The sequence below is a fragment of the Gilliamella sp. BG7 genome, from assembly GCF_046635565.1.
In the GTDB taxonomy this organism is placed as follows: Bacteria; Pseudomonadota; Gammaproteobacteria; order Enterobacterales; family Orbaceae; genus Gilliamella; species Gilliamella apicola_P.
Window position 1 is genome coordinate 12,362 of record NZ_JBIDFB010000015.1, and the last position, 15,958, is coordinate 28,319.

The 15,958-nt window shown below is 35.8% G+C and carries 11 protein-coding genes; 7 read left to right on the plus strand and 4 right to left on the minus strand.

Annotated elements, in window-relative coordinates; all coding sequences use genetic code 11:
• Positions 1–565: 565 nt before the first annotated feature.
• Entirely contained in the window at positions 566–4,468 is a 3,903-nt protein-coding gene (purL, locus tag ACGH49_RS09695; protein ID WP_411589187.1) for a phosphoribosylformylglycinamidine synthase, read from the plus strand.
• Between the two features lie 55 nt (positions 4,469–4,523).
• Here the strand turns inward: purL and ACGH49_RS09700 are convergent, their stop codons facing one another.
• Together ACGH49_RS09700 and aroB are read right to left on the minus strand one after the other, a co-directional pair.
• Complete coding sequence (locus ACGH49_RS09700; RefSeq protein ID WP_411589188.1) at positions 4,524–5,609, minus strand: 3-deoxy-7-phosphoheptulonate synthase; 1,086 nt, start codon at positions 5,607–5,609, stop codon at positions 4,524–4,526.
• Between the two features lie 366 nt (positions 5,610–5,975).
• A complete protein-coding gene (gene aroB / locus ACGH49_RS09705; protein WP_065607647.1) occupies positions 5,976–7,055 on the minus strand; it encodes a 3-dehydroquinate synthase in 1,080 nt (359 codons plus the stop codon).
• A gap of 120 nt (positions 7,056–7,175) precedes the next feature.
• On the opposite strand from aroB, the gene ACGH49_RS09710 reads away from it, so the two are divergent.
• Positions 7,176–8,780: an NAD+ synthase gene (locus ACGH49_RS09710; RefSeq protein ID WP_065607645.1), complete on the plus strand. Its 1,605-nt coding sequence runs from the start codon at positions 7,176–7,178 to the stop codon at positions 8,778–8,780.
• A 24-nt stretch (positions 8,781–8,804) separates the two neighbouring features.
• A complete protein-coding gene (glnB, locus tag ACGH49_RS09715) occupies positions 8,805–9,143 on the plus strand; it encodes a nitrogen regulatory protein P-II (protein ID WP_065607643.1) in 339 nt (112 codons plus the stop codon).
• A gap of 6 nt (positions 9,144–9,149) precedes the next feature.
• Here glnB and ACGH49_RS09720 read toward each other — a convergent pair whose 3' ends face one another.
• Positions 9,150–9,773, minus strand: coding sequence for a hypothetical protein (locus ACGH49_RS09720; protein WP_065607641.1), 624 nt, complete (start codon positions 9,771–9,773; stop codon positions 9,150–9,152).
• Between the two features lie 328 nt (positions 9,774–10,101).
• Between ACGH49_RS09720 and ACGH49_RS09725 the strand changes: the two genes are divergently transcribed.
• Complete coding sequence (locus ACGH49_RS09725) at positions 10,102–10,728, plus strand: TfoX/Sxy family protein (protein ID WP_065607639.1); 627 nt, start codon at positions 10,102–10,104, stop codon at positions 10,726–10,728.
• 132 nt (positions 10,729–10,860) lie between these two features.
• Here ACGH49_RS09725 and rhlB read toward each other — a convergent pair whose 3' ends face one another.
• Positions 10,861–12,090, minus strand: coding sequence for an ATP-dependent RNA helicase RhlB (gene rhlB, locus ACGH49_RS09730; RefSeq protein ID WP_065607637.1), 1,230 nt, complete (start codon positions 12,088–12,090; stop codon positions 10,861–10,863).
• A 151-nt stretch (positions 12,091–12,241) separates the two neighbouring features.
• Here rhlB and trxA point away from each other — a divergent pair, with 151 nt between their 5' ends.
• The 3 genes from trxA to gndA all read left to right on the plus strand — a co-directional run bounded on the left by trxA (position 12,242) and on the right by gndA (position 15,786).
• Complete coding sequence (gene trxA, locus ACGH49_RS09735; RefSeq protein WP_065607635.1) at positions 12,242–12,568, plus strand: thioredoxin TrxA; 327 nt, start codon at positions 12,242–12,244, stop codon at positions 12,566–12,568.
• Between the two features lie 367 nt (positions 12,569–12,935).
• Entirely contained in the window at positions 12,936–14,198 is a 1,263-nt protein-coding gene (gene rho, locus ACGH49_RS09740) for a transcription termination factor Rho (protein WP_034910472.1), read from the plus strand.
• Positions 14,199–14,370: 172 nt separating this feature from the next.
• Positions 14,371–15,786 (plus strand): NADP-dependent phosphogluconate dehydrogenase, encoded by a 1,416-nt coding sequence (gndA, locus tag ACGH49_RS09745; RefSeq protein WP_411589189.1) that lies wholly within the window; start codon positions 14,371–14,373, stop codon positions 15,784–15,786.
• Positions 15,787–15,958: the final 172 nt, after the last annotated feature.

Consider the following 15,958-nt stretch of genomic DNA (forward strand, 5'->3'; position numbering starts at 1 on the left):
ATTGAAAGTGTATAAGCGTCTTCTGGATTAAATCACCAATTCAATAAATTAAGGGCTGTGTCATCAGGTGCCCTTGTATCCGTCTTGTATTTACATTTACTGCTACCTTGCTGCGTAATCCCTATTTCTTCAACAAACCGACTTACCATTTTTTCCGAAACGACATGGGTATCATAGACTAAGTTTGGATCGTCTAAACGTGTTTTTATGAAGCTAACTATGTTTTTTTACTTGTTCTATTAGTGAAGCCTGTTTAATCTGACGTTTTCGTCTGGCATAATAACCAGAATGTCTTATAGTTGATAAGGTCGTCTTTTAACAGCGGCAGAACGCCCGCATCCGTACCTAATTTATTTCATGCACCAAAATCAAGCCTAATTTTAGGCAAAAAGCAGTTAGAAAAATATTTATTTTATTTAAATTTTTCCCCGTTGTTTTTTGATTAAAAAATAAACTTCTTATCTATCTCCCGATTAACTGTATTTAATATAGCCACATCGTGCGCTTTCTTTTATAATATTGATCTATTTTTTTCCCTGTTTTTGGCTTAAAAAGAGTAATTTTTATGAAAATTTTGGCTGGCTGCTCTGCGTTATCTCCATTTCGTATTAGTAAAATCTTATCTACTTGCTGTGAAAAATCTATCCCTGTTATCAATATTGAAGCCCAATACCTGCATTTTGTTGATTTGGCAGGTGATTTGACGGCTGAACAACAGTTAACGTTAAATAAATTATTACAATACGGTCCCAAGAGTGCACAAATCAATGTCAACCAAACAGCTAGCAAGCAACTCTTTTTAGTGACGCCAAGAGCAGGAACGATTTCGCCTTGGTCGTCAAAAGCAACTGATATTGCGCATAATTGTGGTTTATCACAGATTCGTCGTATTGAGCGGGGAATTGCTTATTATGTGCAAGTGAGTTCAGAATTAACCGATTGCCAAAAAAATGATTTTGTAGCATTAATTCATGATCGCATGATGGAAGCGGTATTTAACCATGTCGATCAAGCTGAGCAGTTATTTCATGTTGAATCACCTGCACCAGTTATAACCATTGATTTATTAGGTCAGGGGCGCGTGGCATTAGACGAGGCTAATCTTAAATTAGGTTTGGCGTTAGCATCTGATGAAATTGATTATTTAGTTGAGAACTTTAAAAAACTAAATCGTAATCCTACTGATATTGAGCTTTATATGTTTGCGCAAGCCAATTCTGAGCATTGTCGTCACAAGATTTTTAATGCTGATTGGGTTATTGATGGGGTAAATCAGCCTAAGTCACTGTTTAAGATGATCAAAAATACTTTTGAACACACTCCTGATTATGTTTCGTCCGCTTATAAAGATAATGCCGCAGTGATGAACGGTTCAATCGTTGGGCGCTTTTTTGCGGATAATGAGAATAAAACCTACTGCTATCATCAAGAATATGCAGATATTTTAATGAAAGTTGAAACACATAATCATCCAACAGCTATATCACCTTGGCCGGGTGCGGCAACGGGCAGTGGAGGTGAGATTCGTGATGAAGGGGCAACTGGTCGAGGTGCTAAACCTAAAGCCGGTTTAGTAGGATTTTCAGTTTCTAATTTACGTATTCCTAATTTTGAACAACCTTGGGAGCAAAATTTTGGTAAGCCTGATCGCATTGTGAGTGCCTTTGATATCATGATGGATGGTCCTTTAGGTGGTGCGGCGTTTAATAATGAATTCGGTCGTCCGGCTTTGTTAGGGTATTTCCGTACTTACGAAGAAAAGGTTAATAGCCATAATGGCGAGGAGCTTCGAGGTTATCATAAACCGATTATGTTAGCTGGTGGTATGGGTAACATTCGCCGTGAACATATCCAAAAAGGTGAGTTCCCAGTTGGCTCTAAGCTGATTGTTTTAGGTGGCCCTGCTATGAATATTGGCTTAGGTGGTGGGGCGGCTTCGTCTATGACATCGGGGCAGTCTGATGCCGATTTGGATTTTGCTTCTGTTCAGCGTGATAATCCTGAAATGGAGCGCCGTTGTCAGGAAGTTATCGATCGCTGTTGGCAACTTGGTGAAGATAATCCTATCTTATTTATTCATGATGTTGGTGCTGGTGGTTTGTCTAATGCGATGCCTGAACTTGTTAGCGATGGTGGGTGTGGCGGTCAGTTTGAGCTTCGTAAAATACTTAGCGATGAACCAGGTATGTCACCACTAGAAGTTTGGTGTAATGAGTCGCAAGAGCGTTATGTGCTTGCGATTCATCCCGATAAATTGGCATTATTTGCTGAACTTTGTCAGCGTGAGCGTGCACCTTATGCGGTGATTGGTCAAGCAACCGTCAATAAGGCGGTTACCTTGCATGATGAACATTTTAATAATAATCCCATCGATTTGCCATTAGATGTGCTACTTGGTAAAACGCCTAAAATGCAACGTGATGTTAAAACTCAACAAGCACATGGTGATAATTTTTCAACTTCTGAAATTAATTTATATGATGCGGTCAAACGTGTTCTACATTTGCCAACCGTTGCCGAAAAGACCTTTTTAATTACCATTGGCGATCGTTCAGTGACGGGTATGGTTGCTCGTGATCAAATGGTCGGACCTTGGCAAGTACCAGTTGCTGATTGTGCTGTGACTACTGCAAGTTTGGATAGTTATTATGGTGAGGCTATGTCAATCGGTGAGCGTGCGCCAGTTGCGTTACTTAATTTTGCCGCATCAGCAAGGCTTGCAGTTGGTGAGGCAATTACTAATATTGCTGCAACCAATATTGGTAATATCAAACACATTAAGCTTTCAGCTAACTGGATGGCTGCGGCAGGGCATCCTGGCGAAGATGCTGGGCTTTATGAGGCCGTTAAAGCTATTGGTGAAGAGTTATGCCCAGCTTTAGGACTTGCTATTCCTGTTGGTAAAGATTCGATGTCCATGAAAACGACATGGCAACAAGAAGGTGAGCAACAAACCATGACTTCACCATTATCATTGGTTATTTCGGCATTTGCCCGTGTTGAAGATGTGCGTAAAACAGTGACACCACAATTGCGTACTGATCAGGATAATACATTATTGCTGGTTGATTTATCGAAAGGCCATCAAGCACTAGGTGCCACCGCACTAGCCCAAGTGTATCGTCATTTAGGCCAAAAAACAGCGGATGTTCATGATCCTAAAGAACTACTTGCTTTTTATAATTCGATTCAGGCTTTAGTAAGCCAAAATGCTTTGCTTGCTTATCATGATCGTTCTGATGGTGGACTATTTGTGACATTGGCTGAAATGACTTTTGCTGGACATTGTGGTGTTGATGTAGATATTGCCTCGTTAGGCCATGATGTGATTGCTTCGTTATTTAATGAAGAATTAGGCGCAGTTATTCAAGTAGCTAATAATCGTTTAGATGATGTGATGGCTTGCTTTAAGCAGTTTGGCTTATCTCATGCGGTTCATGTTCTTGGTAGTGCTAAAACTGGTCAACAAATTATTGTACGTGATAACTCGGCTACGGTATACAGTGAATCACGCTTAACCTTGAGAACATGGTGGGCGCAAACGACATGGCAAATGCAACGTTTACGTGATAATCCTGAATGTGCAGATCAAGAACATCAAGCTAAACAAAATGAAGATGATCCAGGATTAAATGTGCACTTAACTTTTGATCTGCAAGCCGATATTGCTGCGTCTTATATTGCTAAAGGAACAAGACCGAAAGTCGCTATTTTACGTGAGCAAGGCGTTAATTCACACGTTGAAATGGCGGCAGCATTTGATAGAGCTGGCTTTGAAGCAATCGATGTTCATATGACAGATTTACTTTCTGGTCGAATTACACTTGGTCAATTTAGTACACTGGTTACTTGTGGTGGCTTCTCTTATGGTGATGTTTTAGGAGCAGGTGAAGGTTGGGCTAAATCTATTTTATTTAATGAAAAAGTGCGTGATGAATTTGAACAATTCTTCCATCGCAAAGATACTTTATCGTTAGGGGTTTGTAACGGTTGTCAGATGATGTCGAATCTTAAGGATCTAATTCCGGGAGCGGATTTGTGGCCTCGTTTTGTTCGTAATTTGTCAGAACGTTTTGAAGCTCGCTTTAGTTTAGTGCAAATTCAATCAAGCCCTTCGTTGCTATTTACTGATATGGCTGGTTCGTATATGCCAATTGCTGTTTCACACGGGGAAGGACGTGTTGAAGTGTGTGATGATGTTCATTTAAGCCGTTTAGAAGCATCAGGATTAATTGCCGTACGTTATATTGACCATTTTGGTAAAGTAACACAGCAATACCCTGCTAATCCAAATGGTTCGCCAAACGGTATTACTGCAGTGACATCTCAAGATGGGCGAGCAACTATTATGATGCCACATCCAGAACGGGTATTTAGAACGGTAACTAATTCATGGCATCCTGATAACTGGGGTGAAGATAGCCCTTGGATGAGAATATTCCGTAATGCCCGTAAGCAATTAGGTTAAATAAAACAAAGATCGCCGACAATGGTGTTGGCGATATGTTTGTTTTTTGAGCAGTTTAAGCAGTAACTGAGTGCTTTTGTCTTTCGATAAGTGGCTGCGCTAAAATGTGATTCATTTTTCGTAATAGTGTGTCTGTTTCTTCCCAGTTAATACATGCGTCAGTCACAGATACGCCATATTTAAAGTTTTCTGGTGGTTGCTCGGAAGGCTGATTTCCTTCAAATAAGTTACTTTCAATCATTACGCCAATAATCGAATTATTGCCTTTTTCTATTTGCTCGATAATGGAATTAGCAACAATAGGTTGATTTCTATAATCTTTATTTGAATTCGCATGGCTACAGTCAACCATTAAGTTAGGTAACAATCCTGCCTTTTTCATTTGTGTTTCGCACAATGTGACATTTTCAGTATCATAATTTGGTGTTTTACCGCCACGCAAAATAACATGGCCGTGCGGATTGCCTGTTGTTTGTAAAACCGTTACTTGTCCTTGTTGGTTAATTCCTACAAAACGATGAGGCATAGAGGCTGATTTCATGGCATTAATTGCAACATCTAAACTGCCATCAGTTCCATTTTTGAAACCAACAGGCATTGAAAGTCCCGAGGCCATTTCTCGATGCGTTTGTGATTCAGTAGTTCTTGCCCCGATTGCAGACCAACTAATTAAATCGCCAATGTATTGTGGTGTGTTGGGATCTAGTGCTTCAGTTGCAATAGGCAAGCCAATTTGAGTAATATCAAGCAGTAATTTACGGGCTTTTTTTAGTCCATGCTCAATATCAAATGAGCTATCCATGTGAGGATCGTTAATCATACCTTTCCAACCAACAGTGGTTCTTGGTTTTTCAAAATAAACACGCATGACAATAAATAAGTGATCCTTAACTTCGTCTGATAGTCTTTTTAATTTATGCGCATACTCAATTGCTGCAACAGGATCATGAATAGAGCAAGGACCACATACAATAAGCAAGCGGTGATCACGTCGCTCTAAAATATCCACAACAGTTTGGCGTGATAAGGCAATTTGGTTTTCTAAATCATGAGAAAGAGGGTAAAGCTGTTTGATTTCTTCAGGTGTGATTAACATATGCTCGTCTCGGATTCGAACATTATTTAAAGCATCTTTTAACATTTTATTTTCCTTGTTAAAATCATTTATATTTTCATATGTAAAATAATAATTACATAGACGATTATTATGTAAACACAAAATTACACAATAGTAAATGGAATTTTCATTATTTATCCAATCATAATTGTTTTATGAATTGTTAATTAATTATAAATTTATTTTAAAAAGTTAGTGTAATAATAACCAAAGTTAATATCGTAATAAAATATTTACATTTCAATAGCAAATTTTTAATAGCTATTTTTATGAAATGAACGCCATATTATTTTGCTGATAATTAGGCATTATTTGGGGGCGATTATGTATATTTATTGCTGTAGTTTTTGATTATTGTAAATGATCCAACTATTGGTTATAAATTATAGATTAAGTTAGTAGTATAGATTGAATTACCATGTCTTTATCAATGCCATCCATTACCTCGACATGCCCAATCTTAGTGGGTACAACCAGTCGTAATTGTCCGGATAATACTTTTTTGTCTCGTAACATATGTGGTAGATAAGATTCAATTGGCATTTTTTTCGGTCTGTTAACAGGTAGTTTAGCGCGTATTAACAAGTTTTTAATTCGATCTATATCTGCTTGTGTTAATTTGCCAAGTAATTTAGCAGTTTGAGCCGCCATTAACATTCCGACACTGACAGCTTCGCCATGTAGCCAGTTTCCATAGCCTAATTCCGCTTCTATGGCATGACCATAAGTATGACCAAGATTTAAAATTGCGCGCATGTTTTGTTCTGTTTCGTCAGCGGCAACCACTTGTGCTTTGAGTTCACAACAATGGTAAATACAGTAGCTTAATGCATTAACATCTAGGTTTAGTAAATCGTTGATGTGTTCTTCTAACCAATCAAAAAATTTAGTATCTAAAATAATGCCATATTTTATAACTTCGGCAAGTCCAGCCGAAAGCTCTCTTTGAGGTAATGTTTTTAAACAACTGAGATCAATCACTACCGATTGTGGTTGATAAAATGCGCCAATCATATTTTTACCCAGTGGGTGATTAATCGCTGTTTTCCCCCCTACCGAGGAATCAACTTGTGATAGTAGCGTTGTCGGTACTTGAATAAACTTAATTCCACGTTGATAAGCTGAAGCGGCAAATCCTGCAACGTCACCAATCACACCACCACCAAGTGCGATAAGTATACTACTGCGAGTATGAGTGTTTGCCAGTAACGTTGTTAAAATGCTATTCCATGTTTCTATGGTCTTATATTTTTCTCCATCAGGAACAACAACTGAATCGGTTTTTACACCATGCTTTTCAAGCATATCAATTAGTGTCTGTAAATAAAGTGGGGCGATGGTTTCATTGGTAGCAATGAGTACGCGTTGGCCTGCTTGGAGTTTAAAATGTTGAAATTCGCTTAGTAGATTTTCACCAATTGTGATTGGATAACTGCGTTTAGCTAGTGCCACATTTAATATTTTTTGCATATTAATTTCCAGACAAGTAATAGTGGATTTATTGTTGCATGTTAGCGATAAAAAAGTGGCAGTGCAACTTAGAATCATTTAAACTTGTCGATAATTTCGATTTGTGATATTAAATTTTATATGTCTTTATCTATTGTTTTAGCACAAAAAAATTGGCGTGTGGGCGATATTGAAGGGAACGTTCAACAGATTATTGAATTGATAAATAGCCACTCCTTTGATGATCTCATTATTTTTTCAGAACTTGCTTTGTGTGGTTATCCACCTGAAGATTTAATTTTCCGTTCTGATTTTAAAGCTCGTTGCCAAAAAGCATTATCGTTGATTCAACAAGCGAGTCAGCACTGTGCAGTTATTGTTGGACATCCACACTGGCAAGATAAAAATATTTATAATTCTCTTTCACTTTTTTGTGATGGAAAATTGTTAGCTCGCTACCATAAACAGCGATTACCTAATTATGATGTATTTGATGAAAAGCGTTATTTTACAGCTGACAATCAAACTTGCGTAGTTGATTTTAAGGGTAAAAAGATTGGTTTACTAATTTGTGAAGATCTTTGGCAATTTGAGCCAGTTGATAATATCCATAGGGCTCAGGCTGATTTTGTTGTGGCTATTAACGCTTCGCCTTATAATTGCAACAAGCAGAAAAATCGTCGTGATTTAGTTAGACAGCATGTTAAACGAACAGGCTTACCTTTCATTTATGTTAATCAAGTGGGCGGTCAAGATGAGCTGGTGTTTGACGGCGGATCATTTGTTTGTAATGAGCTTGGTGAAATTGTTTGTCAACTAAAATCATTTGAGGAGCAAGTTTCTTCTTTTGAATATGGTGTAAATCATCAGGCGATAATTGATAATAATGAAAATGATCAATTAGCTTCAGTTTATGATGCATTGGTTCTTGCGACTCGCGATTATGTTACTAAGAATGGCTTTCAAGGTGCAGTATTAGGGCTTTCTGGAGGAATTGATTCAGCTTTAACCCTTGCTATTGCAGTTGATGCGCTAGGGAAAGATAAAGTTCAGGCAGTGATGATGCCATTTCGTTATACAGCCGATATTAGTGTTGCTGACGCCAAAGAAGAAGCTGAAATATTAGGGGTTGAATTCGATATTGTTTCAATTGAACCCATGTTTGATGCGTTTATGGCATCGTTAAGTCCAATGTTTGTTGGTACGCCAAGAGATACCACTGAAGAAAATCTTCAAGCACGTTGTCGTGGTGTTGTTTTGATGGCACTATCAAATAAACGGCGCAGGCTGGTACTGACAACGGGTAATAAAAGTGAAATGTCAGTAGGATATGCAACTCTTTATGGCGATATGGCTGGTGGGTTCGATGTTCTGAAAGATGTGCCTAAAACCATGGTTTTTGCATTGTCAAAATATCGGAATACTTGTTCTTATGTTATTCCTGAAAGAGTGATTACTCGCCCTCCATCAGCTGAGTTAGCACCAGATCAGAAAGATGAAGACAGTTTACCGCCTTATGATATTTTAGATGGGATTTTGAATGGTTATGTTGAACTTGATCTTTCCGTTGAACAACTTATTGCGCAAGGTTATGATGAAGCAACTGTAAGGCGTGTTATTAAATTGGTCGATATAAATGAGTATAAACGTCGCCAATCTGCGGTCGGTCCGAAAATAACAGCTCGTAACTTTGGCAAAGGTCGCCGTTATCCTATTACTTCTGCTTTTGGATTTAAAAATTGGTGATCTTGAATTAAAGGTAAATTAAATATGAAAAAGATTGAAGCTATTATTAAACCATTTAAATTAGATGATATTCGAGAGGCACTTGCTGATCAAGGTATTACAGGTATGACAGTTACTGAAGTTAAAGGTTTTGGTCGTCAAAAGGGGCATACTGAACTTTATCGCGGTGCGGAATATATGGTTGATTTTCTGCCGAAGGTGAAAATTGAACTTATTGTGTCTGATGATATTTTAGAAATGTGTACTGAGACTATTATGAAAACTGCACAAACCGGTAAAATTGGTGATGGCAAAATTTTTGTTTATAACGTTGAACAAGTCATTCGAATCCGAACTGGCGAAATGGATGAAGCTGCGATTTAGTTTAAATTATTGAATGTCAGGTCGTTCTTTTTTAAGAAGCTCAGGAGTTATAATACCTTGGAGCGAACAAATGAGAAGATTCATATTGGGACTTTTTTCAAGTAATAATAGTTTTTCGGTAGTATCTGGTGCTGGGATAGTTTTTACACCAACAACAGTTCCGGTATTTTTATGCCAGGTTTGGAGGTCATCATTAATACTACGAATTTTGGGTTTTGCAATATACAGTAGGTTATCTTCCATGTTTTTCCAATCCACAAAATTCAAAGTATCTTTGATTTGATTAATATCATTATCGATTATAAATCCCCAAAAATAATATTTCCCAATCTTGCCAAGATCCATAGCACTATCATAATAGCCAGTAATTGTTAGGTTTTTATAAGTCACAGGCTTTTTGAAAAGAATATAGTTTTTAGCTATATCTGAACGATTTTCAACAGCAAAGTAAGCTTGATTTTGGTTAAATATTTTGATGTTAGCGTGTTTTTTTAGTTCATCTTTATTGGTATAAACTTCTTTAAAAAAATCAGAGGTACAAAGCATTAATGAATCAATTAATGGCAACTTATCAGCTGATGCGATAAAAGAATAAAATATAAAAAATAGAATAATAATATTTTTTATCATTATGATTAAATTATATAAAATTGAAGCGCCAAAATTGATTACTCCTGATTGTATAATTATTATGACGAAATAACAATGCTAAAGCTATTTTCTTTTTTTTTAGAACTATTAAGCTTTGTCTTTCTTTTGTTAAAACTCTTTACAAAAATTAATTTAAATTCACAAAAATATAATTTATCAAGTAATAATGTGTTTTATGTTTATATATGGAATGTAGATCGCATATTTATGAATTAATTTAGAAATCGTTTGAATATAAAATAGCTATAATTTAGATTAACAAGTAAGTTGTTTCAGTTACTTGATAAAGTTTAGATGGAAATTAATTATGTGCTCAACATTTGCAAATCGAATTTTAACAGAGCTTTCTGGTGTTGAAGATATTTCAATTAAAACGTTTTTTGGAGGTTTTAGCGTTAATAGTAAAGATATAATGTTTGGCTGGATTACCGAAAAAAGCTTTTATTTAAGAGGGCACCCTGATTACCGTTCGCTTTTTATAGATTTGGATATGCAACCGTTAAGTATAACAACAGGCATGTCAACTAAATTGCTTGATTATTATAGAGTAAGTAATGAGCTTTTTAAAGATCATGAACAATTGATTTCTATGGTTCAGATGGTAATAAAATATACTAAAAAAGAGCAATATGAAAAAAGTAAAATTAAAGCAAAACGAATAAAAGAGTTGCCAAATATGACTTTATCGCTAGAAAGATTGTTGTGTAGTGTTGGAATTAAAGATGTTGATACCTTGCAAAAGGTAGGATATTTATGTGCATATTATAAAATAAAACAAAAAAAAGAAACTATTTCAATTAATATATTGTTTGTTTTATATAGTTCTTTACATCGATTTCATGTTGCAACTTTGTCTAAGGAAACTAAAAAAGAAATTGAATTTGAATATCAATGTTTTTTAAATCAGATGGATAATGATTTATATAATGAATAATTTTGCTCCATTGTGTTAATCAAAACATATGTATAGTACCAATATAGCAATAATAGTTATCTAAAAATGCTTTACAACAAAGTATAATTGCATTTTTAGATTGATATTATTTATATTTTACCTACTCTTTAGTTATTTTGATACTTTTCTACGTGGTGGACGTCTAAATGGTTTTGGATGAGGTAAATCAACTAGTAGCGCAGAAGGGTCATACTGGCTAACAGGAATAGCATGATCAATTGCTTTTTCAATAGCAGGTAAATTTTGAGAATAACGTTCACAGGCTAATGAAATTGAGTAACCGTCCGCTCCAGCACGTCCTGTTCTTCCAATTCGATGACGATAATCATCATAATCATCAGGTAGATCATAATTGAAAACGTGAGTAACATTAGGAATATGTAATCCTCTTGCTGCGACATCTGTGGCAACTAAAATATCAAGATGACCTTGGGTAAATTGTTCTAAAATTGATAAACGTTTTTTCTGGGCAATATCACCCGTTAGTAATCCAACACGGTGACCATCAGCAACAAGATGCCGCCAAATCTTTTCGCAAGTTACTTTTGTATTAGCAAACACAATACAACGATCTGGCCATTCTTCTTCAATTAGCGTTTGCAAAAGTGCTAATTTATCTTCATTAGATGGAAAAAATAGCTCTTCTTTGATGCGATGACCAATTTTTTGTTCTGGTTCAACTTCAACATATTGAGGATTGTTCATATGCTCAAAGGCTAATTCACGTACGTTATGTGTTAATGTTGCAGAAAATAACATGGTTAATCTTTTTTGTGGTGGAGTAATATGTCTGAAAACCCAACGTATATCGCGGATAAATCCTAAATCAAACATGCGATCGGCTTCGTCTAATACAACAACTTGAATTGCGTCTAAATTAATATAATTTTGCTTCGCATAATCAATCAATCGCCCTGTTGTTGCAATTAAAATATCAACTCCAGTGGAGAGCGTTTTTAATTGTTTATCATAGCCATCACCACCAAAAGCTAATCCTAATTTTAAACCTGTTTCTTCAGATAGTAGTTCAGCGTCATGGTATATTTGTACTACCAATTCGCGCGTTGGAGCAATAATGATAGCTCTTGGTTGATTAATTTTGTGATTGGATAAGGGGGCATGATTCAACAAATGATTATATGTTGATGCCAAAAACGCCATGGTTTTGCCTGTTCCTGTTTGCCCTTGCCCTGCAATATCCATTCCGTTGGCAGTTAGAGGTAATGTCTTTTCTTGAATTGGAGTACAATAAACAAATCCTCTTTTTTCAAGCGCTTTTAACACTAAAGGATGAAGAGGAAATTGACTAAAAGTTGTTTTAGTAAGATATGATTGAATCATTATTGTTGTAAATATAATTATCAGAATTAAGAAATTATAACACACTAAATACAGTGACATCACTAATAATTATATCCTATTATACTAATCGCTAGTAGAGGAATTCAAAGTAATCTATTATGGAATCTGGTTACAGATGTTGGAGATTAAAATGAGTAATAAGATCGTTCAGTTATCGGAAGTTAACTTCGATAAAACAATTAATGAATCTACAAAACCAGTGCTTGTCGATTTTTGGGCTCCGTGGTGTGGACCGTGCAAAATGGTAGCTCCTATTTTGGAAGAAATAGTCCAAGAATATGGTGATAATATAGTTATTGCTAAATTAAATGTTGAAGAAAACCCAAATATAGCACCTAAATTTGGTATTCGAGGCATTCCTACTTTATTGATTTTTAAAAATGGACAAGTGGCTGCCACTCAAGTAGGGGCTTTATCTAAAGCTCAACTAAAAAATTTTATTGATCCTCAATTATAATAAATAGATACTTTATCTTTGGTAAAGATGGTTAATGGGGGTAATGAATTCTACATTACTCTTTTGTTCGTGCCTTTAATTTCCTAGATTTAGTGAACTATAATAATCTTATTCAATTAAATATAGACAAATTAATGATTTTAGTGTAATCTACCTATCTCTTACATGTATTCCTTTCTGCAATTCATTTTTTTATTGGTAAAGTGGTGAAATTCTATATTCAAACGTTCAATTATCATCAAAATCTTAGCAATCGATTGAATTTAAGTGCTGTAAGAGATGTTTTTTATAATTACATGAAAAAATTACACAAAAATAATACTAAATTGCAAACATATCAATTTTATCCTCAAGAATTTTTAACATTATGAATTTAACTGAATTAAAAAACACTTCTGTTTCCGAGCTCGTAGCGCTCGGTGAAAAAAAAATGGGGCTTGAAAATCTTGCCCGACTTAGAAAACAAGACATTATTTTTGCAATCTTAAAACAACATGCCAAAAGTGGTGAAGATATTTTTGGTGATGGTGTACTGGAAATATTGCAAGATGGATTTGGCTTTTTACGTTCAGCCGATAGCTCTTATTTAGCTGGACCAGATGATATTTATGTGTCACCAAGTCAGATTCGACGATTTAATTTAAGGACTGGTGATACCATTGCTGGTAAAATCCGTCCACCTAAAGAAGGTGAACGATATTTTGCTTTGTTAAAAGTAAACGAAGTAAATCACGATAAACCAGAAGATGCCCGCAATAAAATTCTTTTCGAAAACTTAACTCCACTTCATCCAAATTCCCGTTTACGAATGGAACGAGGTAATGGTTCCACCGAAGATATCACCGCAAGAGTACTTGATTTGGCATCGCCCATTGGTAAAGGTCAACGTGGCTTGATTGTTGCACCGCCAAAAGCGGGTAAAACAATGCTTTTACAAAATATTGCACAAAGCCTAGCGGTTAATCATCCTGAATGCGAGTTAGTTGTATTAATGATTGATGAGCGTCCCGAAGAAGTGACCGAAATGCAGCGTCTAGTTAAAGGTGAAGTTGTTGCATCGACATTCGATGAACCAGCAGCAAGACATGTTCAAGTTGCTGAAATGGTTATTGAACGCGCAAAACGTTTGGTTGAACATAAAAAAGATGTGATTATTTTATTAGATTCGATCACCCGTTTGGCTCGTGCATACAATACAGTTGTTCCTTCATCAGGTAAAGTGTTGACTGGTGGTGTGGATGCGAATGCATTACATCGTCCGAAACGTTTTTTTGGTGCGGCACGTAATGTGGAAGAAGGTGGTAGTTTAACAATTATTGCAACAGCATTGATTGATACTGGCTCTAAAATGGATGAAGTTATCTATGAAGAGTTTAAAGGTACAGGTAATATGGAAGTCCATTTATCTCGTAAAATTGCTGAACGTCGGGTGTTCCCTGCTATTGACTTTAATCGTTCTGGTACACGTAAAGAAGATCTAATGACTTCGCCTGATGAACTACAAAAAATGTGGATTTTACGTAAAATTCTTAACCCAATGGGTGAGACTGATGCAATGGAGTTCTTGATCGATAAACTTGCCATGACTAAAACTAATGATGAGTTTTTCGAAATGATGAAACGTTCATGATTTGTTCAGTTGATAGTAAATATCATTAAAGTCATGAAAAAGAGCCGTATTGTATTCTGATACGGCTTTTTTTATGGCAAAATATAGCGTAATTTATAAAACTTAATTAAGTTTTAGGTGTTGTTAAAACCTTATGGTTAAGGTTATAGAGGTTTAATAAAGGAGCCAAATCATGTCAAAACAACAAATCGGTGTTATTGGAATGGCAGTTATGGGGCGAAATCTTGCGCTCAATATTGAAAGTCGTGGATTTTCTGTTGCTATTTATAATCGCTCTAAAGATAAAACAGAACAAGTCATGGCTGAACATTCTGATAAGAAATTGGTTCCTTATTATACAATTGAAGATTTTGTCAATTCTTTAGAAAAACCACGCCGTATCCTGATTATGGTGCAAGCAGGTAAAGGTACTGATGCAGTAATTGATGAGTTGCGTCCACTTTTAGATAAAGGTGATATTATTATCGATGGTGGGAATGCCTATTTTGAAGATACAATTCGTCGTAACAAAACATTGTTAGCAGAAGGATTTAACTTTATTGGTACTGGTGTTTCAGGTGGCGAAGAGGGAGCGCTAAAAGGTCCATCAATTATGCCTGGTGGGCAAAAAGAGGCTTATGAATTAGTTGCACCAATATTAGAGAAGATTGCAGCTAAGGCTAATGGTGAGCCTTGTGTTGCTTATATAGGTCCAAATGGAGCTGGTCATTATGTAAAAATGGCTCATAACGGCATTGAGTATGGCGATATGCAACTGATAGCTGAAAGCTATTCGGTATTAAAACATGCTGTTGGTTTAACTAATGATGAACTTGCTGAGGTGTTTACAGATTGGAATAAAGGCGAGTTAGACAGTTATTTAATCGAAATTACCGCTGATATCTTTAAGCATAAAGACGAAAACGGTAATTATTTAATTGATATGATTTTAGATGCGGCAGGCAATAAAGGTACAGGTAAATGGACCAGCCAAAGTGCTTTAGATTTGGGTGAGCCTTTATCTTTAATCACTGAGTCTGTATTTGCTCGTTATTTATCAGCAATTAAAGATCAGCGAGTTGCGGCGGCAAAAGTGTTAAAAGGTCCTCAAAAAGCGCCTTATAGTGGTGATAAGCAGGAGCTCATAGAAAAAGTCCGTAAAGCACTGTATATGGGTAAAATTATCTCTTATGCACAAGGTTTTGCACAGCTAAAAGCTGCTTCTCATAAATATAAATGGAATTTAAATTATGGTGAAATAGCTAAGATTTTTAGAGCAGGGTGTATTATTCGTGCACAGTTCCTTCAAAAAATTACTGATGCTTATGCTGATAATAATGAGATTGATAATTTGTTGTTGGCACCTTATTTTAATCAAACGGTTGAGGCTTACCAACAATCATTACGTGATGTGGTATCTTTAGCAGTACAACAAGGTATTGCTGTTCCAACACTTTCAGCAGCGATTGCTTATTATGATAGTTATCGATCAGCGGTATTACCAGCTAATTTGATTCAAGCACAGAGAGATTATTTTGGTGCTCATACCTATGAGCGTATTGATAAAGAAGGCGTGTTTCATACCGATTGGTTAAATATTGAATCTTAATATTTTCAATTTATAATTTTATTTTGCTATACAAAAGTGCAAGTAAGTTTGCACTTTTGTTGAGCTTTTTCCTCTTTTGTATCTCAATATTTCATAACTCCTTGTCGTTATTAGTTTTAAACTCGTCAAGTGATTTCATTTATTAAAAATTCTAGAAAAACACTATATATGG